The 24,050-nt window shown below is 29.5% G+C and carries 20 protein-coding genes; 6 read left to right on the forward strand and 14 right to left on the reverse strand.

The features are described from left to right. A complete protein-coding gene (locus V9L05_RS24080) occupies positions 1 to 1,167 on the reverse strand; it encodes a hypothetical protein (protein ID WP_338794260.1) in 1,167 nt (388 codons plus the stop codon). A 336-nt stretch (positions 1,168 to 1,503) separates the two neighbouring features. Between V9L05_RS24080 and V9L05_RS24085 the strand changes: the two genes are divergently transcribed. The 6 genes from V9L05_RS24085 (at position 1,504) to dinD (ending at position 10,116) form a co-directional block, all read left to right on the forward strand. Next, a complete protein-coding gene (locus V9L05_RS24085; RefSeq protein WP_338794259.1) occupies positions 1,504 to 1,950 on the forward strand; it encodes a hypothetical protein in 447 nt (148 codons plus the stop codon). A gap of 14 nt (positions 1,951 to 1,964) precedes the next feature. After that, positions 1,965 to 3,329, forward strand: a complete 1,365-nt coding sequence (locus tag V9L05_RS24090; RefSeq protein WP_338815845.1) for a DUF5458 family protein — start codon at positions 1,965 to 1,967, stop codon at positions 3,327 to 3,329. Positions 3,330 to 3,428: 99 nt separating this feature from the next. Then, on the forward strand, positions 3,429 to 3,953 hold the full coding sequence (locus tag V9L05_RS24095) for a hypothetical protein (RefSeq protein ID WP_338815846.1): 525 nt from the start codon (positions 3,429 to 3,431) through the stop codon (positions 3,951 to 3,953). A 2-nt stretch (positions 3,954 to 3,955) separates the two neighbouring features. Continuing rightward, complete coding sequence (locus V9L05_RS24100) at positions 3,956 to 4,660, forward strand: hypothetical protein (RefSeq protein ID WP_338815847.1); 705 nt, start codon at positions 3,956 to 3,958, stop codon at positions 4,658 to 4,660. A 580-nt stretch (positions 4,661 to 5,240) separates the two neighbouring features. Beyond that, a complete protein-coding gene (locus V9L05_RS24105; RefSeq protein WP_338815817.1) occupies positions 5,241 to 8,546 on the forward strand; it encodes a DEAD/DEAH box helicase in 3,306 nt (1,101 codons plus the stop codon). Between the two features lie 736 nt (positions 8,547 to 9,282). Continuing rightward, positions 9,283 to 10,116, forward strand: coding sequence for a DNA damage-inducible protein D (gene dinD, locus V9L05_RS24110; RefSeq protein ID WP_338794254.1), 834 nt, complete (start codon positions 9,283 to 9,285; stop codon positions 10,114 to 10,116). Positions 10,117 to 10,953: 837 nt separating this feature from the next. Here dinD and V9L05_RS24115 read toward each other — a convergent pair. From V9L05_RS24115 to tssD (V9L05_RS24175), 13 genes are all read right to left on the reverse strand, one after another. After that, positions 10,954 to 11,292 carry a hypothetical protein gene (locus tag V9L05_RS24115; RefSeq protein ID WP_338794253.1) on the reverse strand — a complete coding sequence of 113 codons (339 nt, stop codon included), beginning with the start codon at positions 11,290 to 11,292 and terminating at the stop codon, positions 10,954 to 10,956. Positions 11,293 to 11,359: 67 nt separating this feature from the next. After that, positions 11,360 to 12,163 (reverse strand): AAA family ATPase, encoded by an 804-nt coding sequence (locus V9L05_RS24120; RefSeq protein WP_338815818.1) that lies wholly within the window; start codon positions 12,161 to 12,163, stop codon positions 11,360 to 11,362. Between the two features lie 171 nt (positions 12,164 to 12,334). Next, a complete protein-coding gene (locus V9L05_RS24125; RefSeq protein ID WP_338794251.1) occupies positions 12,335 to 12,595 on the reverse strand; it encodes a hypothetical protein in 261 nt (86 codons plus the stop codon). Positions 12,596 to 12,719: 124 nt separating this feature from the next. Further along, positions 12,720 to 14,360, reverse strand: coding sequence for a hypothetical protein (locus V9L05_RS24130; protein ID WP_338815819.1), 1,641 nt, complete (start codon positions 14,358 to 14,360; stop codon positions 12,720 to 12,722). 82 nt (positions 14,361 to 14,442) lie between these two features. Continuing rightward, entirely contained in the window at positions 14,443 to 15,135 is a 693-nt protein-coding gene (gene tssD / locus V9L05_RS24135) for a type VI secretion system tube protein TssD (protein WP_338794248.1), read from the reverse strand. 317 nt (positions 15,136 to 15,452) lie between these two features. Then, a complete protein-coding gene (locus V9L05_RS24140) occupies positions 15,453 to 15,908 on the reverse strand; it encodes a hypothetical protein (protein WP_338815820.1) in 456 nt (151 codons plus the stop codon). Positions 15,909 to 15,930: 22 nt separating this feature from the next. Continuing rightward, positions 15,931 to 16,635, reverse strand: coding sequence for a hypothetical protein (locus tag V9L05_RS24145; protein WP_338815821.1), 705 nt, complete (start codon positions 16,633 to 16,635; stop codon positions 15,931 to 15,933). A gap of 11 nt (positions 16,636 to 16,646) precedes the next feature. Further along, complete coding sequence (locus tag V9L05_RS24150) at positions 16,647 to 18,932, reverse strand: hypothetical protein (protein WP_338815822.1); 2,286 nt, start codon at positions 18,930 to 18,932, stop codon at positions 16,647 to 16,649. Positions 18,933 to 18,973: 41 nt separating this feature from the next. Continuing rightward, the gene (tssD, locus tag V9L05_RS24155; protein ID WP_338815823.1) at positions 18,974 to 19,666 is read right to left on the reverse strand and encodes a type VI secretion system tube protein TssD; all 693 of its coding nucleotides are present in this window, start codon (positions 19,664 to 19,666) and stop codon (positions 18,974 to 18,976) included. 116 nt (positions 19,667 to 19,782) lie between these two features. Continuing rightward, positions 19,783 to 20,382, reverse strand: coding sequence for a hypothetical protein (locus V9L05_RS24160; RefSeq protein ID WP_338815824.1), 600 nt, complete (start codon positions 20,380 to 20,382; stop codon positions 19,783 to 19,785). Between the two features lie 208 nt (positions 20,383 to 20,590). Further along, the gene (locus V9L05_RS24165; RefSeq protein ID WP_338815825.1) at positions 20,591 to 21,694 is read right to left on the reverse strand and encodes a hypothetical protein; all 1,104 of its coding nucleotides are present in this window, start codon (positions 21,692 to 21,694) and stop codon (positions 20,591 to 20,593) included. Beyond that, positions 21,687 to 23,252 carry a hypothetical protein gene (locus V9L05_RS24170; RefSeq protein WP_338815826.1) on the reverse strand — a complete coding sequence of 522 codons (1,566 nt, stop codon included), beginning with the start codon at positions 23,250 to 23,252 and terminating at the stop codon, positions 21,687 to 21,689. Before V9L05_RS24170 ends, V9L05_RS24165 begins: the two co-directional genes overlap by 8 nt. A gap of 15 nt (positions 23,253 to 23,267) precedes the next feature. After that, entirely contained in the window at positions 23,268 to 23,981 is a 714-nt protein-coding gene (gene tssD / locus V9L05_RS24175) for a type VI secretion system tube protein TssD (protein WP_338815827.1), read from the reverse strand. Between the last annotated feature and the right edge of the window lie 69 nt (positions 23,982 to 24,050).

Below are 24,050 nucleotides of genomic sequence, written 5' to 3' on the forward strand. Positions count from 1 at the left end.
TTAATCTGCTAAAAATGTACGATTACGTTGTGTTCTATTTAATGATGAATTTTCTTCTCTCTCTTTGACAAAAATACCTGTGTCTTTACGTTTGCCAATAAAGTCAAGACGATTGAGAGCTGAAAATAAATCACTCATGGTTCTCATAAAATTGACTGTAGAAATAGCTGTTTTGTCTATTTGGTTATGCTTATAGCCCGTATTAACCACCTCGGTAAATAATACTTCAAAACCTCCTTGACTAATGCTACACCATTCGGCAAAATAATTCAATAAATCTTCTTTTCCTGAACCTGATTTAGAGTCTATAAAATTTTTCATTAGGCGAGCCAATGAAACTATTTTATCAAACATATAGGCAGGAGATTGATGCAGAGCAAACCAACGAAAAGAATTAATTTCTTTACCTGTAAAGTCTATAATACGCTCACAGAGTTGGAGTAATATTATACCTAAATCACTATTTTGATTTTTATGATTGATTTTTTGAGCTATTTGCACAGCAAAAAGTTCTATCTGCCCCAAAAATTTATCTATTTGATCATAAATATTAATTAGATGTTGATGACTACTTACTGTGGTAGAAGGTGGAATATAATCATCTAATAAATACGTTTCGGTAGGAGTAACAATAATTTTCCCAATAGTCAGTTCGTATCCACTATGTGTTTGTTCTAAAAATTTTCCTTCAGGAATTAAGTTTAATTTATAAGTAGGAAGAAGATAAGGATAACGAGGAGGATTTTCCTCAGGGTCAGGCTCTCCAAAAGGTATCTTTTCTGGATTTACTGTAACATTAGCAAGTAATACCATTTCTCCTTGGTTACTTTCTTTGAGTTGAAAGGCTACCTCAGGATAAGCTTCTTCTAAACTCAACATCTGTGAGTTCTTAGAACTGATTTCTATTCGACTTCCATTAGGAGTGATAGCATGACACTCTTCTAATTTGACACGTAATAATTTATGATTATCTATTACTAAAGATATTTTTACAGATTCTTCAATAACTTTAGAGGGCAACAATCCATATGAAATAGGAGAAGTAGAAATACCAATAGCATCTCTTACCATCTCATGAGAATAATCTTGAGTAGCAAGAAAATGATTTTTATTAATTTTCATGCCATCTACCCAGTTGATTGGAAAATGTTGAGAACGTTCGATCATGAGTTAAATTTGATAACTAATAACTATACAATGTAAGATTATAATTCTAAAAAATTGTCAATTTAGATTTATTGTTCAATAACTTAATGAAATTATATTTCTATTATTATATAACAATTTATTTGACTTATATTTTTATTTCAAAATATAAGTTGATATAATTTTATTTATTTTTTATATAAAAAAATAATAAAATTAGAAATGAAAATTTTATTATTGCAATATCAAATGTACAACTATCTGTTGAAAGATTCTAGTTTTTTTAAAAAAAATGTTTAGTAAAAACAAAAAATATGTATCTTTAGCCAAAATTTATCATAAACTTATCTTTATATTATGCTATCAAATTATGGAATAGGCGGGAATGAGGTAAAGCAAGATGCTAGTGAAGCAATTAGTGAAATACCTTTGAATAAAACATTAATAGCCCAAAAACTTACTGCTGACACTCCCATTAGACCTGAAACTGTAGAAGGTTTACAAACTACAGAACAAGTATTCGAACACTTCAAACCTACTGTTAAAGTAAATTTTGAAGACAAAGAAGGAGGAACACGCCCTGAAGAATTAAAATTTAAAAATTTAGGTGACTTCGGTGTCAAAGGCATTACTGCTCAGAGTGCTTATCTAAATAATTTAGAAGTTGAAAAACAACAATATCAAAAAATTATTAAGCAACTCAAAACTAACAAAATACTTAAAGCAGCACTGGAAGATGCAGATGCTAAAGGTGTTCTTTTAGAAACAATTAATAATTTAATTCAAGAATTAGACAATCAATAAATCATAATAGTTATATGGCAACAGCTGAAAAAAAAGTGCAGCAAAGCACCAGTACAGAAGTACAGAAAGGAAAAGGAAAAAGTCTTGAGAGTCAAGTAGATTTATTAGCTAAATATGGTGGTTTTGATTTACTTGAAATGTCTATTGAAGGTTCTCAAAATCTTAATCCTAGTAGAAAAGCACGTAAACAAATATTTCTAAATGACGCTAGTAAAAAGGCTGAAAGAGAAGAATTGAAAAAATCTTTAGAGATATGGAAAAGTGTCCTTGAGAGTAAAGATAACTTAACTGATATGGTAGCAGACTGCGAAGACAACTATCATATCTCACAACAAAATCTAGATAAGAACTTGGCAAATGCTGTCAAAGAAACTAGAGAATTAGAACAAGCCTATCGTTCAGTAGCTCTTTTCTATAAAAACACAGAGCAATCTAAGGTCAAAAATGTTACTATCATCAATGCTGAATTAGAACAGCTTCAAGACCTAGATAATACACGATTCATTGATACTATTCATGAAGAATTGGTGGCTAATTATGATCGTTTAGATTTGAGAAATAACTATAGTTTATTAGTTATTCCAGGTTATTTGGGCAGCAATACAGTAGTAGAAAAATGGGCAAAAATAGCTCATGAAAACAAAGTAATGCTTGTTACAGATTTTGCTCATTTAGAGCAGCCAGATGATGTAATGGAAATGTTTGAAGCTGCTAATTTAACAGGAGGAGATATTTATCGTTCAAATGTATTAATGACTTGTAACTGGTTAGTAGGACGTGGACGATTTGATCAAGTAAATGAACAAGAAGACTTATTTGTTCCTCCTTCAGGTGCATTAGCAGGAAAAATATACAGAACATTAATGTCTCAGGTTACTGCTGGTAAAAAGCATGGTGGAATCAATGAAGTAGATGGAGTTACTTTTGATCTCAAGAAAAGTGAAATTGCTAACTTAGAAAACCTTGGACTTATTCCTATGGTAAATGAGTATGGAAAAGTAATGGCTTTCTCTGGAAAAACTCTTTTCAATGGAGACAACCTCGGATTACAGACTTATTCTGTTGTTCGTGTATTTGACCATGTAACAAAAGTGCTTATGGATTTCTTAAATCGTAGAGCTTTTGAAAACTTTACAGGTAAAACTCGTAAAGAAATTATGGCACAAGTAGTTAGATTCTTAGATGGAATTACAGGTCATGACAAACTTATCGAAAACTTTGAAATAAGAAGATTTGAGCAAGATAAAGTTCAGAAAGATAAAATCTATATGGACATTCACTTAAAACCTTATTTTCCTGCAAAGAATTTCCTTATTAAATTGGAAGGACAAAAAGGAGATGATGGTACTGAGTGGGATAGTGAATATGCTCAAAACTAATCTGATTTTTAATTAATAGCTAATTATAAAAAAAAGGGGATTCAAATCCCCTTTTTTATGAAAATGAAAAAAATATTTATTACTTCTATATTTTGTCTTATGATATATTGCATAACAGGAATAAGTTATGCTCAATCTGACTCTACTATAGTAACTGACCCTAATCTAAAAGAAAATCTTTCTTATCGTAAACAAGGTATTATAGATAGCCTTAATGATAAATTAGCCAAAAAACCATACGTCTATGTAAGTCCTTATTATTTTAGAGTATATAATTCTGATAAAGAATATATGGCTTTACAACTCGGAAAAAGAAAAAGGAATAAGATTTTTTTGTATATAAAAGTATTTTCCCACAATGTTTGTATTAGAGATGGAAAAGTGGTTGAGTTTATATTTGAAGATGGCTCTATAAAATCTTTAAAGAAAAATAAATATCCTGTTAATTGTGATGGAATCATTGTTATGAGGCTAAGAAGAAAACAGAGAAAAATGCTTACAGAAGGAAAAATAAAAAGTTTTATGATATTTACTTTTCAAAAAGATTATACTTTTCACATTACAGAAAAAGCTGCTCAAAGTATTCAGAATGATATTATACTTTTAAAGAATTATAAATTTTAGTTATGCCTTTACCAAATCTAAAACTATCTTTATCCATTACAGATAATCATGGCTCTCCTCTATATACTGGACATGGAGAACGAGAAAAAATGGCTTCTTTTGATTCACAAATGAATCAACATACTATCAATATTACGATTTCAGAAGAGCAGATTGGAGAATTTGAAGTACCTGTCGATAATCAATTATGGGAAACTGGTCAAAAAATTATGTTACCTACTTATAAAATGTTGCTAACAGATACATTAACTGATGAAACATCTATTTATGAAGTAACTAGAGATAATTTTCTGAGTACAGAATTACAAAAGAAAAAAGTAGGTGGTATATCTATTTTTGGTAAAACGTTTTTTGCTAAAGAAGGAATATCTATGCCAATGGTAGCCTTCGAACCAGATAAAGAAAATATAGAAATTTTTACTGCTAATAAGTATAAAACACTTAAAAAAGATTCTTTATATTATACTTTAAACCAAAAGCAGAGTACAGCATATTTAGTAGCTGGTGTAACTCAAAATATTGTATTTACAAATACATCTATTGATTATCTTTTTTATGTAATACAAGGACAAAAATTTATTGGAGATATTTTATACCGAGAAAAATTTTTGAAGCTAACTCCTATCGTCAAAATCAATTTGATAAAGCGAAAATCTAAAATAAAAGAAGTAGTACAGCAAAATAAAAAAATAATTTATTTATCTTAAATACTCTCAACAATTCCTATAAAGAAACATTTAGAGGAAGTTAGTTTTTATTAAACGCAACAATAAAGAAATTAAGAGAAAAACATAAGTCAAAAAAATTCTCACTACATTTGGAGAGAAACTAGTAAAATTCATTAAATATAAAATCAATATGCTTTTAAATTCAAATTTATTTAATAAAAAAAATTATTTATAACTGGTAGTTAGAAATAATAATTCAAAAAACTTAGTAAGGTTTTAAAAAATAAAAAGTTAATAAAATGTCAAACAAAATAAAGCATTCGAAAACTTTAACTTTTTTAATTATCTTTGCTGATGCCATTTGCAAAAATTCCAATTTTATATATAAACTTATAAACAGGAAAACTGCAAATATTACTAACTAAATTATTTTAAAATAATTCTCTAGTGCAGTAAACACATAAAAAAACCTTTTGATGCGACCAACATCAAAAGGTTTATAATATTTTTAACGAGCGAGGTTTAGACGACCATGTTTATACTTGTATTGCTCATTAAGGAATTAACACTAACAAAAGCGTCAATCAGTACCACGACAAAGCCACATATCACTATAACTATGTCAATTAATACAACAACAAAGATAGCAAAAAGTTTGCTATGTTCAAACTTTACTCCTACTATAAGTAACTTTTCTTCATTAAATACCTATTACAGTTACATTAAAGGTCTGGCTTACTACACAGACCAATATGCCAAAGTGTGGGAAATACTCGGTTTTTCACACTTGGCAGACAAATCTTCCTATCATAAAAGTCCTTCACGACCTCATAAAAACAAAAAATCCTTTGCTATTTCGGCAAATGGTTATTTTCACGACTTCTATACTGGAGAAAAAGGAAGTGTTTTTGATTTTCTACAAAATGAAAAAAATTATTCAGAGCAAAAAGCCTTTGAATTTGTAGCTAATCTATATGGTTTTACAGAGTATACTATTGGAGAAAAAAATCAAACTAATTATTTTGAGCAGCAACAAACCAATCAAGAAGTAGAAAATGAGGTTCTGACTTATTTCCGTTCTCGTATATACAAAGAATTAGGAATTTCAAAAGAAGAAGCACAAACCTATTTTTCTCCTGCTCTTGGAAAACACAAAGGTATTAGCATTCGATATACAGATATTGAAGGAAAGACTATTTTTGATACAATTGAAGGTGAAAAACAAGTTTTCGAACGTATTCGTCTAGCAAAACCCTATTTTAACAAAGAAGGAAAAACAACTAAGTATTTAAGTCCAAAAGGAGCTAAAACCTATCCATATCTCACAGCTCTTGCGCATGCACCTGAAACGACACAAGAACAAAGAACACTTTTTATCACAGAAGGAGAATTTAAAGCCTTTTTTGGAGTACAAAAACTTGGTTTACCTTTTATTGGAATTGGTGGTATTTCACTTGCAGCAATAGCACAAAAAAATCAAAATGGACAGACAGACTATCAGACAGCTACTTTTGATAAACATACAAAGTCTGTTTTAGAAAAATTAGGTTATCAAAATATTCACCTTATTTTCGATGCAGATACATTTGAAAATGAAAGTAAAAAAACTCGTCACCTTCAATTTTTTACAGCCGTTAAAAAAGCTTTTTTTGCAGCTAAAAATCAAAATCTAGGTTTTACTTTTTCAGTTATTAATCCAAATTCAAAAGCAAAAGGATTAGATGATTTGAGTAAAGATTATTCTACTTTTGAAATTCGAAAAAAACTCACACAAACAATAACTCACAATCATTTATTCTATCATTTTAGATTAGATACACAAAAAACAGATAATCAAGCGTTTTTTGCTCTTCAAAAAGCATTTTTTGCTAGTAAAAAAGAAGTAGAAAAAATCCAACAAATTGAAATAAATGGTTTTTTGGGAAATCAACTTTTAGAAAATCAATCGTTTTTAGATTCATTAGAAAAATCAAAATTTACCTATTTACAAGCTCCAACAGGGATTGGAAAGAGTTATTTTGTAAAACATCATTTAACTAAATTTCTAAATGAAAAAGATTTTGTAGTCCTTTTTGCTGCGCCTAGAAATGCCATTGCAAAACAACAAGCCTTAGAAGTAGGAGAAAATGGAAGTGAAAATAAGATTGTTTTTACAGCAGATACAGCTTCACAAGCTATTGAAAGACTAAAAACTGAACAGCATGATATTGTTTATACCAATTTTGACAAATTGCCAGATGCTTATCATGTTCTGACCCAATTTTACAATAAAAAAGTATTCTTAGTAATCGATGAAGGACATTTAATCACAATTGATAGTACTTTTAGACCCAAAGTAATTGGTAATTTATTAAATACTTTACTTAAAAATGATACTAATTTATTGATGAGTGCTACTCCTACCAAACTCTATTTGCCAAACTCAGAAATAAATCATTTTGAAGTTCTTGCAAAAAATAAAAAAGAATATGCTGCGCCTTCACTTATTTTCTGTCAAGATAAAAAAATGACTTCTTTTGCTTTTGAAAAATGCAAAACTATTGTAGAAAATAATGAAAGGGCGATTATTCATATTAATAGTATCGAACAAGCTCGCTTGCTCCAAAATTTATTGCTAAAAGAAAAAATAGGTGTTCACTTTTTGGCTTCTACTGGACTTACTCCAACAGAGAAAGAAAATTTTGATAGTATTCAAAGCAAGTCTACTTTTAATTGGAATGATAAAAAGCCAATAATCATAACTACTTCTGTTTTAGAAGCTGGATTTAATATTGAAACAGATAGAAAAACGACAAATATTTATCTCAATAAAACAAGAGCAGGATTTGATACCACTTCATACCGGCAATTTATTGCTAGAGTCAGAAACTACTGTGAAAAAGAAGTGAAAAATATTATTGTAACACAAAACTATGCTCATTTCTTGCCTAATGAGAATTTAGTTTTACACTATGATTATGAAAGAACTATCGAATTTGCTACTGAAAGTTTAATTATTCACAACAAAAGATACCAAAATTCTCAAAAAGAATATGGAGAAGAGTTTCACAACTTTGAAACCGAAAAACTAAAAACAGAAGTTTCTAAATATCTCTACTTTGATAATGACAAAGGAAATTTTCAAATTAATTACCAAGAAATATTTGCTGAATACACTCACGAAAAAAATAAACAAGGAAGTCCTTATTTTGAAAATCCTAAAGAAATTTTGTTTTATGAGCAATCTGTTAATGAAGGAGTGAGTCAGTACCAAGAGTTTCAAAAAGCAGAAAAAGACAAAGCAGCTCAGGAAATAACACATTTATTTGTCAATGACTTTGAAAAACTGGTTATTTCAGTAGAAAAATATACTCAAGATGTAAAACTGAAAGCCAAACTAAACTTTGCTTCTACAGAAGACCCTATTTTGCTAACTCCTGTACAGCTTGTAATAGCCGAACAGCTTTTGAAACACTATTTGTATTTACTCAAAACAAGTAACGAAAAAAGAATTACAGAATTTTCTGCTTTAAAATCTATTTTGGTAGATACAGAAAAATTAACTCTTCGAAAGACAAACGATTTGAGAAAACGAAAAATGGCATTTATCACTTACTGGCTACTACTTAGAAGAAAAACAAGTAAAAGAATGGGAGTTTCCGAATCACTACAAGTAGAAGAGTTTAAAAGAGTAATTAAAATTTTTAAAGAACTAAAAGGAAAACTACGGACAGCAGAAGAAATAACAGAAGCCATTAATCGTTTCCAACATCAGAAAAAAAGATATTCAAAACGGAAATGTTTAGAACTGGTACAGCTGCTTTGTCAAGTTGAAAGAACGGCAATAGTTGAACAGGGAAAGAAAACTTATTTCTATGCTTATAGTGGCGAAAAGGACTATAAAACAACCATTTCAGAACTTTTAGGAGAACCTTATTTTGATTGAAAAGGACATAGATTAGACTAATTTACCTATAACAAATTAACCCTAATTCATATCCATAATAAAGCAAAAAAGAATAAATACATATCGTTTTGAAAGATTAGAATTTTCTAATAATTGAAATTTTCAAAAATAATTGTTTTTGAGTGGTTTAAAGCTGCTTTTTACTAAAAGTAACGCATAAATTTAATAACGTAATTATTGAATTGTGTTTTTATGTTGTTATATAATAAGAAAAAAATAATCAGAGTGACAATTTTTAGCAGTATTAAAAACAAGCTCTTTTATTAGAGCAAAATTCCATCTTGTGTCTATCTATGAAAAGTAATTTTCATTTTGGTATAAATATTATTTTAACATAAAAACATAACTACGATTTTGTGTTATTATGACAAATAATAAGCTATAAAAACATACAAGTATAGTTATGTTTGTGTGTTTTTAAATAATGAACGATTTCTTACTGAAATATAATAAACACAAAAACACAATTAAACATTTACGTTATTATGCCTAATCCTATTATATAAAATATCATATTTAAGCATAAAAGCATAATTACACTTGTGTATAATAAGTTTAAAAAATGCTTCTAATGCTGTAATTTGATGACTTTTTGAAGTTACTAAAATATCAAAACACAAAAACACAATTAAATATTTACGTTTTTATGTAAAATTAATTATCTTACAATCATTTCTAAAACGGTTTATTTTTTTACTCTAAAATCTTAATTACAATGAAAAAATCACAATCAAATGAGCTTTTCGAAAAATTGGAAAGTATTCGTAATGAAATTGAAAATATAGAATATTGGTCTGCAAGAGACTTGCAAGAATTATTCTCTTACCAAGAATGGAGAAATTTTGAAAAAGCTATCCAAAAAGCAATGATTTCTTGTGAAACTGCTTCAGAGAAAGTAGAAAACCATTTTGTTGAGTCCAACAAAATGGTCGAAATAGGTAGCAAAACAACAAGAAAACTTAAAGATTATGCTCTTACTCGTTATGCTTGTTATTTGATAGCCCAAAATGGTGATCCCAATAAAGAAGAGATTGCATTTGCTCAAAGTTATTTTGCAACACAAACTCGCAAACAGGAACTTGTAGAAAAAAGAATTGCAGAAATTGAACGAGTAAGAGAACGAGATAAATTGACACTTTCTGAAAAACTATTATCTCAGCTTTCTTTTGAGCGTGGAGTAGATAGTGCAGGTTTTGCTTTTATTAGAGCAAAAGGAGATGAAGCCTTTTTTGGTGGGAATAATACACAAGCTATGAAAAATAAATTGGTTGTACCAAAAGGAAGACCTCTAGCTGATTATTTACCTACTGTTACTATTTGGGGAAAAGGATTAGCAACAGGAATTACAAACCATAACATAGAAAACAAAAATTTGGAAGGAACAAACCAAATAGCAGAAGAACATACAATAAATAATGATGAAGTAAGACAATTACTTATTCGTCGTGGAATTGTTCCAGAGGAATTACCAGCAGCCGAAGATGCAAAAAAAGTAAAGAGAAGAATAAACAGTGAAGCAAGAAAATTAATTAAGAAAAAGAAGCAATAGCATAAAAGTTTAATTGTGTTTTTGTATAATTACACAAAGAAAATTTACATAACTAGTATAATAAATTGGCATAAAAGCATAAATAAATACTTGTGTTTTTATGCTTATTAAATAATTGGGCAGAATTACATATAACAAAACCCACGATTAAAATCGTGGGAAAAGAGGAACAGAAAGGTGGAAAATACCCTCCAACTATCCCATAACTAAAGTTATGAGTTTCATTCTAAAAAAGATGCTCAATAAATAAGCTGTAAATAATTTAGCTCAATTACTTATCTAAAAAAATGACACATAAACGTAATGTTTTAATTGTGTTTGTGTGTCAATACGTAAAAAACTATTAGAACTGATTAGCTAGTGATTTCTATAGTTTTTAAGATGAAATACAAGATACATTCCATAAATTTAATGTACTTTTTAGAAGTAGTGAAAACGAGCTTACTACTTAGATGAGAAAATATTTAGCATAATAACACAAATGCACATTTATGTTATTACACCTAATTTATTGAATACATATAAAAATATAATTTTGTTTTTTATGAAAAATGTCCTCAATGCTACAAATTAAAATGTTGTTGAAACTACAAAAATAAACCTTATTACGGTTTCTATTAAGATAGTTTCCAGTCTGAAATTAAAAACTGTATTTTATCAAATTCAACAGTCTTCCAGACTGTTATAAAAAAATAATTGTGATAACCTTTAATATTTAAACATAAAAACACAATTAAATCATTACATATAGACGTAATTAAATAAAAACGCACAAACTTAATTATTTAATTAAATTTATGTGTTTTTATTTACAATCTAAATTTTTTTTAAAAGAAACTATTTATTTTTCTCTGTATTTGAAAAGTGGTATTCTAAATCTGAAATATCTTTTATAGTAGAAAGATCTAAATCTTTGTAGTGAAGTATTTCTATAAGTTTACTTATAACTTGACTTTGACTAAGACGTAAGCCTGAAGTTCGTTTGAGTGTAAAACAAAATTCTTCTAACCAGTCTCCATATTCTAATGGAATATAAAAATTTTTACGAACCATTTCAGTAGATTCTATTTCTTTATTTTGGTTAGCTTTGCTTTCTGTGTTTTGAGTAGAAGAAAATAATCTATCTGTTGCAGAACTTTGTTTTGAAGTTTTAGGAGTTGTTTTTTTATCTGACATAGTATTCTGGTAGTTATTTACACAAAAACACAATTATACTTTTATGTTTTTGTAATGTTATGTAAAATTAGCTAATAAATTCCTTTGTAAGTGCTTCATAATCTTGATAGCCATTCGATTTTCCTTCTTCATCAAAAAACAAAATAGGTTCTCCCAAAATGGCAATGCCTTTGTCAGTTTCTATTTCTTTTCTATGACCTGCTTCAGCTAGAGTGACATTTTTACGAATAAAAGTTTTGAAAATACTATCTTTTACAGCTTCATGACTTGTAATACGTTCAATAGTTTTGTTAGCTACACGAGTATTTTTTTCGTAGAGCGTAATCAATACTCCTTTTATTTCTAATTCTGCATTGAGATGCTCACGTACACGCTCAATACTGGAAAGAAGCATTCCCAAACCATTTGCACTTTTTGGCTGTGACTGACAAACAATGACTACTTCATCAGCTGCATTAAGTCCATTGATTTGCATCAAACCCAAACTAGGAGGCATATCTATCAAAATATAGTCATAACTCAAACTGGCTATTTTGAGTAACTTTTTTAGTCTGGCTTCTCTACCTATGGCACTTGCCAAATCCAATTCAATCATATATAAATCTTCAGTAGCAGGAAGTAAATCTACTCCATAATCTGTATGAACCATTACTTTTTTGAATGGATATTTTTCAGGTTGTACTAAAGAATGATAGAGTGAATACTCTAACTGATAAGGATTAATACCCAAATTCATAGTAGCTGTTTGCTGTCCGTCAGCATCTACTACTAATACTTTGTATTTTTTTGACAAAAAAGCAGCAATGTTTACTACACTTGTACTTTTGCCTACGCCTCCAGCTTGATTTGTAAAGGCAATTATTTTAGTCATCGTTTTGAATGGAAAAGTAAATGATTTAATTTAAAAACACACAAACGCATTTACATTATTGCGTTTGTACGTAGCAATTTATACTTTTTTACTGAAAAATAAAATAGCTAGACACAAAAAAAATAGAGCTTCGTTTTTGAAACTCTATTCTTTTATTTTAAAATAATTTTTTTATTTGAAAAATGAAAAAAGGGCAAATACCCCAATAGAAAGAATGACCATTAGTATTAATCTAACAAAAAATAGTAAAGAGGTATTCTTAACTAAATTAGTAAGTTTACTATCTATCAAAAAGAATAGAACAGCTGTAACTATTCCAGAAGGAATTCCTATTGCCACAGCTATAATTGGCCAACCTGTGTATAAATAAGATATTGCCATTCCTAAAGCAATGGCAATAATTAACCAAATTAGATATTTAATATATTTCATTATTAAAGTTTATCACGGTTATTTTTTATAACAGTCTTACAGACTGTTGAATTTGGTAAAATGCTGTTTTTGATGTTCAGACTGGAATTCTGAACTACCTTAATACAAACCGTGATAAGGTTTATTATTTAGGTTTGTAACCTGGATTTTTTCCTGAACTAAAAGAAGAAGTCAGCGCATCTTTTACTTCATCAAATAATTTGGTATGACTAAGACTATGAGATACCATAGCTAAATAAGGCACACTTCCTGGTTTTTCTGTAAGTTCATTATTATCTCTGTCTGCAGGAGTTACCAAATCAGCATTAAATCTAGCAACTAAATTACTATAAACAGTAATATTAGCTTTTAATCTTTTTACTTGTGTATCTAAGTTTCCTGTTACAATATATTCTAAATAGCCTAATTTAGTAGCTACATCTCGTAATGATTCAGCTGTTGTAAACTGACTAATCAATCTCATTAGTATTTCTTGTAACATATCAGGTCTTTTAGCTCTTACACAATTTTCTAGACCATTTACAAATCTATCAAAGTTTGCTTTTTTATTTCTTGTATGATAAGGATCTTTAGTAAAAATTGGAATATCGACAATTTTGAATGCACCTTTAACTTGTTGTTGAGGGCTAGTTACAGTATCATCAATTATATCTGAAATACCTGAAGCATTTGGTTCAGCTATAGAAGCAAGTAGATTAAGAAGAAAACTATCAGCTATGCCTGTTTGAATAGCTAGTAAAATATTTATTTGTCTTAGTGCCTCTGTAGGATTCAAATCTTCTACAAATTCAGATCTTCCATATCCCCCATCTCTATTTATTCTATTATTTTCAAAAATTCGTCCTTGTGTAGCAGCCCAATCTCTTATTGCAGTTAGTCTAGTTATAAGAAGACGTTTTTGACTAGATAAAATACCTGTATCTCCTACTTTCTCTATCATATCTATGACAACTTGCACAACCATTCGAACTCCATCTAACATAACAGCTGTTTCTCTCCATAAAAAAGGACCTTCTGTATGATTATTTATGACTAAATCTGTCAGGTGATCAAAGGCAGCAGTATCTGTTTCTTTTACTCTATCTAATGCTTTTTCTAAATCTTCGCCACTAAAATTTTGTATTAGCAACTCTAGGTTTTTTAATGAAAAATCAGCTACTACTCTTTGTGTGAGATCATATTCATTTCTGACATTAATGATTTTACACTTTGAATGTAGTTTGCTGTGATTTAATTGATGTTGCTGTTGAAAAAATGGAGTTGATAGATAAGTAAGCGATTTTATTTTCCACTTATCAGGAAAGTTAGAAGAGTTTGCAATAGTATTTGTAAATTCATTAATAACATTTCCTCCATGTGAATGTCCAATAAGGTGTAAGTGTACAGTTTTTTCTGTCCAATTTGGATACACACGCATAAACAAATCTAATAAACGTTCAGCAGCTACAACACGCTCATCGTGATTATTATCTCCTGACCAACTAAAGAAAGTATCTTCAATATGTAAGTCTAAATATTGAGGTTTGAGTTCTTTTACACTTTTCCAAAGATTTTTTTGATCTTCTTTTACATTTCTCCAATATTCCTTATTTGCTTGATGTCGTAGAGCTGTAGTATTTATTGGATCAGTTGTACCTGGCACAAACATAACAATATCTTTAGGCAGAACGACATTTAATTTTGCAGTCTGCGCACCTGAATCATTGGGTTGTCCTGATGGAAAAATTGTAGCGACTAGACTATTTTTGTTGGATGTGTTAGACATAATAAGAAATGATAATAGTAAATAAAATATTTGTTTTTAGATGGGACGAGATTTTAACTAAAGGAAGTTCTAAATAAATTATTTAATCTTCTTCAACTACAATTTCTAGTTCTATAGGCATAATGTCCTTAGTTATTGATATATTTTTAAGTACATCATTAGTAAGCACTTTTCCTTCATATTTAAAATTGTGTAATTGATTTGATAAGTCAATATCTATTTTTTTACCAATACCATTTTGTGTTTCGACAACTAAATACAATATTCCTTCTTCTATCTCATTTATTTTCTTCTTATCTGCATCTTCAAAATGTAGAGAAATAATTTCTAGTTCTTCATCTTGCTTGATTACTGTTGGTGCAACATTATTCATGCTCAAATCAGTTTTTTTCCAGTAATGATCTAAGATTTTGTAACCATCATCTATCATTATAGCAGGAGTTAGATGAATAAGAGTAGTCATTGGCTCTCCATTTTTTGCATTAAAATTATTTCTAAAATGTACACAATGTACATCGTAGAGTTCTATAACTCGGCTCTTACTTGCTGCAGTAACAGGAGAGACTACAATTTTGACATTTTTTGTCATATCAGTAGCTACTGCCCAACTCATAAAACTTTGATCTGATGTAGTTTCAAATATAATTTCGAATATTGTTCCTCTAGGTTTTCCCATTGGTTTTCCATGTTCGTCTGTCGAACGGGTAAAACGAAATTTGAAATCTAAAATATTGATTTCTTTATCTTCAACGTAAAGTTTGCTTACTAAACTCATCTTGCAATAGTATTTAAAAAGGGTAATTTAAGGTCTTAATTGTAAAAATACTTCTTTTTAATAGAATAGCAAACTATATAGTACAATACTTAGAATTATATTTGGAGTTTTTACACTTTATTTGCATTTTTAACTTTAAAATACTGGTTTTTTCGGATTAGTATCTTTTTCATTTTGTCCTTGCAAAGAGGTAAGCCAACAAAAATATTTTCTTTTTAGATTTAGCAAAAAACGCATTTACAACTTGCTCTTTTGGAGTATCAATCAGCAGAAGAAAGAATAACTATTTTTGTATCATTACTATTTAAAGGTGTGAATTATATATATGTCTCTCCCCCATCAAAAGAAAAATTAAGTAAGAGACTATCTATTTTTTCCTTATTTCTGACTACTCGTTGAGAAAACCTTGAATAAGTAGTATTTTGAAATTCATTATAGTTTTGTAATTCAAACCCTAATGGAATAAAACTAGAATCATAAAGATCATATTTTTCTTTTTGCAATATCCTATAAACTTGCTTTGGAGAAATGTTTTTTATTATGTAAAATTCTGTAAAATCCATTTCCTTTGTTATGGAAGAATAACTACACTCTTTTCCTTTCTTATTAAAGAAACGACATAAATTTGTAGTGTCTTGTAGCTTTACTTGAGTATCTGATACAATAACTTCTACTGTAGAAGATAAGTATGTCATGGTATCTAAAGTAGCATTATTTTTAGTACTTGGGTGGAAAGAAAGGGTACAAAATAAAAACAGTAGATACACTTTCATTATTTTTCTTTTATTGAAAAGTCTAATCATCTAGATGAAATTTTCCTTCCTTCGTGATAGTATATTTTTTGATTTTATCAAATGCCCAGTATTCTTTGTATTCACCTTCTACAAATGCAGTTTTCTCTTCATCTGTGCGTCCGATAATGGTATATATAAAATCATTTTCTTTATTGATAAAAAATAATTTATCAACAGCTAATAAATCATTAGAAAAGTTATAATATATATTAACTTCATCTATTTTTTTTCCTGTTTTGTCAAAAATAACTATATCTAAGCGAGGAAAGAAGACTTTTTCTTGGTTTTTACGAATAGCACTATCGGCATACATTATTACTTTTTCATAAATATTGTTTTCATCTTGATATATATAGACCGGTTTAAAATTATAGTGTTTAAGACTAATAAATAAATGGGATTCGTCTTTATATAATTTAGAAGTATTATATACATGGTTTTTTGAAGATTCAATGTCATGATACAAAATATCATATTTATTAAATATACTATCTTCTATTTCAGAATATTCGTACATTTTATTAGGAATTAATTTAAGAATAAAACTACTTCCTAAAAGCTGTTGTACGTCTATATTAGTAATTGTATCTTGTTGATCATCATTTTTGCGATAATCAATATTGTTTTGCTTATTCTCTTGATTAGAAGTAAGACTCATATTACAAGATAACAATACTAATAAGAACAGAAAAAATAATATTTTCATTATTTTGGAATTTATCTAAAATTACCTTTAAAACCACCTGAATGTAAGTGATTATTGTGAAGAGCCTTTCCATCTTTGGTATGGTCAAACTTTTTCTTAGCTGAACCTCTCAGAATAGTTGAAAAGCCAAATTTATACATAGCATTTATAAATTTCTGCTGACGCTCATTATCAATGTAGTTCGTATCTACACTTTCTCCATTAATATGAGTGGTGCTAGGATAACAAGTTGCATCTTCTTCACACATTCCACCTGATACAATATCAGTATAGCCTACTTCAGCTAATGCCCCAATAAATCCTGCAAATAATTCAGGTTTGCAATAAGTACGTTGAGTTTTTGTAAATTTATATTGCACAAATTTTTCATTATCTATAGCCACTTGGAGACTTTTTGGCATCTTAACAATTAAACTCTTACCAACTCCTTTATTATAAGTAACTGATCTATAACTTGTTCCTTTATCATCGTTGGTAAATTTTCCATACGTAATTATAGTTCCATTAGGATATACATATTTTTTTCTACTTGCTGCGTGTGAATAAGTTCCTATTTTAGTAGCATCATATCCCGTTTTAGGAGTTTGCTCCTTAACTGTATCTACAACAATTCCTGTTAAACGAGTATCTACTTCTAATATATCACATTTACAAATATCGTATTTTTTATCATTTGCATCGTGATAAACATATTTTATCTTTCTTACACCTTCATATTCTTCCTTACTAATTTCCCCATTATGATAAATATGTTGAACAAGTACAGAACGCAATTCAAACTTCTCTTTCCCAGTTTTCAAGAACTCTTTATTTGTAGCAGGACTGTCTACTCCTTCTACGACTACTTTTAGATACAACTCACTAGACTTTTCATCTCCAGTATCAGGGTCTAGTTTTTTATCCCACGCTTTGTATTTAGCTGAATCTGGTTTTTGCAACTGAATCTCAGCCACAGCATATCCATCTTTCACAGTAGCACAGACTTTTTCTACTTCTTTGTCATTCTGAATGACTTTGAGTTTTGTGTCTTTTGCTTCCAAAAGTGGTTTCTTTTCATAGATGTAAATAGCTACATCTTTTCCTTCTAAGTTATCACACTCAGCTACTAAAGTAATCTTTTGACCAATTACTCCTTTTTCTAGTTTTTCATAGTGATTTACTTCTGTTTTTTTGTTAGTGTCTTGCTTATTTTTATCTTTTCCTAAAGGTAAATCAGCAATGACACTTTCTTTTTTAGGTTTAGCAAAAAAAGCATCTACAACTTGCTCTTTTGGAGTGAGTTTTAGCTTTCCAAATTTGGTTTGATATGTTATTGAGTTAAGTTTTAAATCAGTAGCATTATTGACAGCTACATATAGTTCTAATATTTCAGGGTCTTGTTTTTGTCCAGAATCATTAATTTTATTAAAGTCAAAATTTACCTGTAGAAAATCATTTTCCTTTGGTTTTTCATCTTCTATTTCATCCTTTCGGGCATTCTCATACCTTTCTTTGCTTCCTACTTTAAACTGCTTGATAGAATCTCTTTCTTCTACTTTAATTTTATTTCCAGACCAAGCCACATAATCATCTTCATTTTCCATAACAATAGGCTTTGGAGTGATATCATCATCATATATATTCAACTCAAGTGTTTTGTCTTTTAAGCCAAGCGTTTTGATGTAAAGATAAATATCTTCACTATAACCTGTTTCTTCTAGCTTTTCTCCATCAGCAGCCATCCAATAGACTTCTGCTACTTCTGGTTTGGCAATTACAGTACGACTACAAACAGCTTCTTTACTACTATTTCGTGTAGGTTTTTTGTTTTTATCGTTGTACTTGTAGATTTCCACTCTAATTTTTTCTCCATCTAGCCACTTAGAATATTTTACTTTTAAAACAGCTACTTCTTGTTGTTTACCACCTATATCATGCGTTTCTGTTGTTATAGTAGCTGAAAGAATAGCATTCTCTTTCAATAACTTTGTATTTTCCTTTTTTTTATCCTCATCGCCTTCAACTTTAGAAGTCAGAAAGAAGTCAGTTTCCATATCTGCTTTATCTGCCGTAGCAGTGATTTCAATAGTATATTCTTTATCAAAGTCATCATCTCTTTTATCTATCCAAAAACACCATTTTAGCTGTGTAATATCATTACCTTTTTGAGAAGCTATATAAGTATATTCTTCATTGGCATTAATAGATGTAACAGATTTAGAATCTTTATCTATTACTTTGATAATTTTGAGTTCTAGAGGAGTGAGGGGTTTTATAGCTACTGAGTTACTAGTATCTTGTGGGTCATAGAAAAACATAATATAAATAGATTAAGTAGTGATGTTAAAGTTAGGTAAGATTAAGATTTGAGTAGTGTTTCAAGTTCTACTCGCATTGTATCGGCTGTTATATTGAGGTTTTCAATAACCCCCTCTTCCAAAAGACTACCTTTATACTTAAAGTAATGATGATCATTATCAATATTTATACTAATAGGTTTTCCTACTGTATCTTTAGTAGTAAGTACCAAATAGACAGTTTGATTTCCTATTTCTTCTTGCTCTATCTTCTTATTGTTCTCATCTTCAAAATGAGCAGCAATAAGTTGTTTTTGCTTCTCAGGCTCTACAGTAGTAATAGGCGCATTTGCACTCAAATCTGTTTTTTTCCAATAATGATCCAATACTTTGTATCCATCATCAATCATAATTGCAGGAGTGAGATGAATAAGGGTAGTCATCGGTTCTCCATTTTGAGCATTAAAATTATTTTTGAAATACACGCAATGGACATCATAGAGTTCTATGATTCTACTTTTACTGGTTGCTGTTACTGGAGAGACTACAATTTTGACAGGCTTAGTCATATCGGTAGCAATTGACCACGCCATAAAACTTTGGTCAGATGTAGTTTCGAAGATAATTTCGAATAGTGTTCCTCTAGGCTTTCCCATCGGTTTTCCATGTTCGTCTGTCGAACGAGTAAAACGAAATTTGAAATCTAAAATATTGATTTCTTTATCTTCTAGATAAAGTTTTGCTACTAAACTCATTTTATAATAGTATTAAAAAAAGGCATTCTTGTATTTTAATTATAAAAATGCTTTAATTTTATAGAATTACAAATTTAATAGTATAATACCTAGAATTAATTTTTGAGTTTTTGTATTTACCTTAAAATTTTGACTTTGATATACTGAGCAAATTTCTCTTCTTGCTCTCTCCATAAATATAAAGGATGTACTGCTCTTAAAGCAAAGGTATTCTCATCTATCCATTTTATTCTTATATTTTGGTCATTAACTGCCCACGAAAAAAAATGAAATGTAGCATATTTTTTAATTCCTCTATTATCTATATCACAAATAGTAAGTCTTGTCTCATAATCATATCCTATAGTAGCAACTGAAACAAGATGTTTACCTTTGGGAGACAGAAAAGGAAAGCCTTCAAAATAATGTTTATCTTTTCCTGTGTTCTTATCTACTAAGGTATATTCATATACATCACAAGACATAGCTCCTATTAGGTAACTATTAACCTTCTCTATTTCTCCGTAGTATTCATAAAATGTATCCGAACAGCCTCCTTCTCTAGAGGGAAAATCTTTAAATTCAACTACTTTATTTGAATCAATAGGTAAAACTAATTTATCCTCTTTTTTATAGTTGACTAATTTTTCAGAAATAAATGAATTAGAAATTGTAGGTAGTGCATTAAACTCTGAAGCAGATATAATTTCCATATTCAACAAAGAATCTATATTCATAGGTTTATTTCTTCCAGTCCTTATGTTATGGGAAGATGATAGATAGAGTCTTTATTCACTAGAACTTTAGAAGGTATTTCTAATGTATCTTTTTTTTGAATTACATGCTTGTTTTCTTCTTTTGATTCACTGTAATTATTAGAACCACAAGAAACTAATATCAACGTGCATAAAAAATTAAATAGGTATAAGTACATGTTTTATTCGTTTATTTCTCTACAAATTTCCTTTCTACTAATTCCCCATTTTCATACGATTCAGTGTAAAGTAGTTTACTTTTGTTACTAAACGTATATTTTTCTCTTGTATATAATCCATCTTTATAAACTAAAGTATCATAATCAGCTTTATAAAATTTCCATTCGTTTATAGGTTCTCCTTCTTTAAAATAAGATTCTAAGTAAGTAGGTTTGTTTACTAAGGCATTTGGCTTTTTCTCTATCCATTTTCCTTCTCGCATAGAGTTTTTTACTGTTCCTTGTTCTTCTTCATTTTTAAAAGAACCATTCTTTTCGTAAAAACGAACAAACTTACCATTCTTTTTTACTATCCAGTCTTCTTTACGAAGATACTTGTATTCCTCCCCCTCTCCTGCATACATATAGTCAAAATAATAAATGCTTATTATTCCTGATTTAGAAATATAAAAGAACTTTTTAACAAAACCTTGAGTGAAATCTTTGTACTTTCTATGAACATATTTTATACTTATACTATAGTAGATGTTCATACTATTAACTATCTTATTTTCACTACTGTCGTAACTATACAAATTATATGTTTGATGTATCATTTTTTCTTTTTCCTGTTTTAAACCACAATATCCTAAGTATATGATTTGATTTGGTAATTCTATTCTTTTTAGAACAACTATAGAATCATAGGCTACATCAACAGACTTTGAATTTATTTCTACATCATAGTAAGACAAGAAGGGAATCCAACTAGAATCAAAAGTAGGAACTACTCTTTTATTCCTAAAAGATGTATTCATACTAAAGTCATAATATGTATTAAAGCTATATATATTTTCTGCTAATTTTACATTTTTCTCTTCAAATATCATTACAGTATTAAAAGGCACTGCGTTAAAATTCAGAGTGCTTGAATCTCCAAAAGGCAGAGGTAAATTATTTACCTCTGTTATGGTTTCATTTTTTGTAAAAATAGAATCTAATTTTGGTTCAATACGAACTAGACTAATAGTGTCTTTCTTTTCTAGTTTATTATCTACTTTTACATTAGTAGACGGTTTACAAGCTACGCATAGGTTCAGTAGAGTTAAAAGCAAAAGAAGATATAAATTATTCATCTTGTTGCTCCTCTCCATTCAAAATTACTACTGAGTTTGAACTGAAATCTCCTGCATGAAGATGATCATTATGTCCAGCCGAAAGGCGAGTACCTACAAGATTAGGATACCAACTAGCTGAACCTCTCAATATATTGGTAAAATAGTGATCTCTGAACGCATTCACTTTCAATTGTTCACGCTGTAAATTGGCTAAATATGTCGTATCAACACTATCTCCATTTGGATGTGTAACACTAGGATAACTTGTAGAATCACCAAAACACATACCTGTGCATATAATATCATCTCTATGCAATTGTATGAGTACTCCTATAAAGCCTGCAAAACAATCTACATGACAAAACCTACGTTGCGTATTTCTATATGTAAATGCTGCATAAACTCTATCTTCTCCTACTGCTTCGTCAAAATTCAAATCATCAGGCATCCTAACTAAACTAACTAAATCGTTAGAATTATTAGGATTAAGAAGCTTATATCTTCTAATACCATAGTCTTTGTTGATTCCGTTAGGATCATCTCGTGTCAATATGTAATAGTAATCTTGAAGATTAGCTTGTATTGTAGATTCATTGTTGTGATTATAATAATAATTAGTCATCGCATCTCCTCCAGCAGCTGGACGAGACTCAGCGTATCCTAATGGAACATTTGTTTCTAAAGAACTTGGGTTTACTTTTTCACCATCATCACGTCGTCTAACTTTAGAAATGTCGCAGGTACAAATTTCATATTCATTATCAATTAAATTATGAAAAATATATGTAGCCTGTGTGGCTTCATTATTATCTACTTTACCAATTCTCTTATTAACGACTTCACCATTGTGAGTATGTGTTCCAAGAGGATTAAACACATTATCAGGATGATAAATCTCATAGACAATACTATTTTGTAGGGTAAAGTGACTTGTCAAACTAGTGCTAGTATCTGTATCAGGCTTAAAAGTCAAACTCTTAGCAGCAAGTAAAGTAGAATATGCAATTTCTGTTTTCTTATGTAACATATACGCATCTGATTCCAAACGAAACTGCAAATGAACTAGATTATTTTTGTATATGTTCGTAGCCCACGTATCAAAAGTAGCTCTATCACGAGGACGAAGAGGTATTTTATAAATAAGTGTATCCTCAAAATCATCTAGATTGTTGTAGAGACTTGCTATTACTGGAGAGTTTGGATTAGTAGGATTACGCAAGACTTCTGGGTCTGTACTCAAGCGAGTGCTATAAGCGTTACCATCAGATTGGTCTGTTTCTTCCAAAGTCAGTACTTGATCGGCTGTTCCTGTTAAATTCTTATTCTCAGTAAGTATACTCAACTTAAATACTTCATTACGAACTTGTGAGGTATTCGCCATTTTTATGATGACATACGTATCCCTACCCAAAAAAGTACGTGGGATTCGCTCAAAACTAACAGAAAGTTCATTATTCTCCTGCCGAGTAACGACTTTTTTGGCAAAATATGCAGCTTCTATGTGAGGAGTGATTATGTTTAGATTCTTAAATTCTGTTCTGATATCTGGATCTTCGTTAAACCAAGCTGTTCCCATGGTAATAATAAGTTTTTAGTTAGTAGTTTGAGTTTCTTCTTGAGGAAGTATTTTTAATGGAATACGCTGCACATCAGCAGAAATAGTGATATTTTCTAGTAAATCGTTTTCTAAACGTTTACCTTCATATTCAAAGTCTTTTGCTTCATCTTGAAGGCTGACAGTAATTTTTTTATTTACAGCATCTTTAGTTTTGAGTACGAGATTTACCTCATCTCCTATTTTTACTTCTTCATCAGGAATGCGTTCTCCTTGCTTATTTTCATAATAACTTTCTACGAAAACAGGTGGCTTCTCAGGCTCTACAGTAGTAATAGGCGCATTTGCACTCAAATCTGTTTTTTTCCAATAATGATCCAATACTTTGTATCCATCATCAATCATAATTGCAGGAGTGAGATGAATAAGGGTAGTCATCGGTTCTCCATTTTGAGCATTAAAATTATTTTTGAAATACACGCAATGGACATCATAGAGTTCTATGATTCTACTTTTACTGGTTGCTGTTACTGGAGAGACTACAATTTTGACAGGCTTAGTCATATCGGTAGCAATTGACCACGCCATAAAACTTTGGTCAGAGGTGGTTTCGAAGATAATTTCGAATAATGTCCCTCTAGGTTTTCCCATCGGTTTTCCATGTTCGTCTGTCGAACGAGTAAAACGAAATTTGAAATCTAAAATATTGATTTCTTTATCTTCTAGATAAAGTTTTGCTACTAAACTCATTTTGTAATAGTATTAAAAAAAGGTACTCTTGTATTTTAATTGTAAAAATACTTTAATTTTATAGAATTA

Source organism: Bernardetia sp. Wsw4-3y2 (assembly GCF_037126295.1).
Taxonomy (GTDB): Bacteria; Bacteroidota; Bacteroidia; order Cytophagales; family Bernardetiaceae; genus Bernardetia.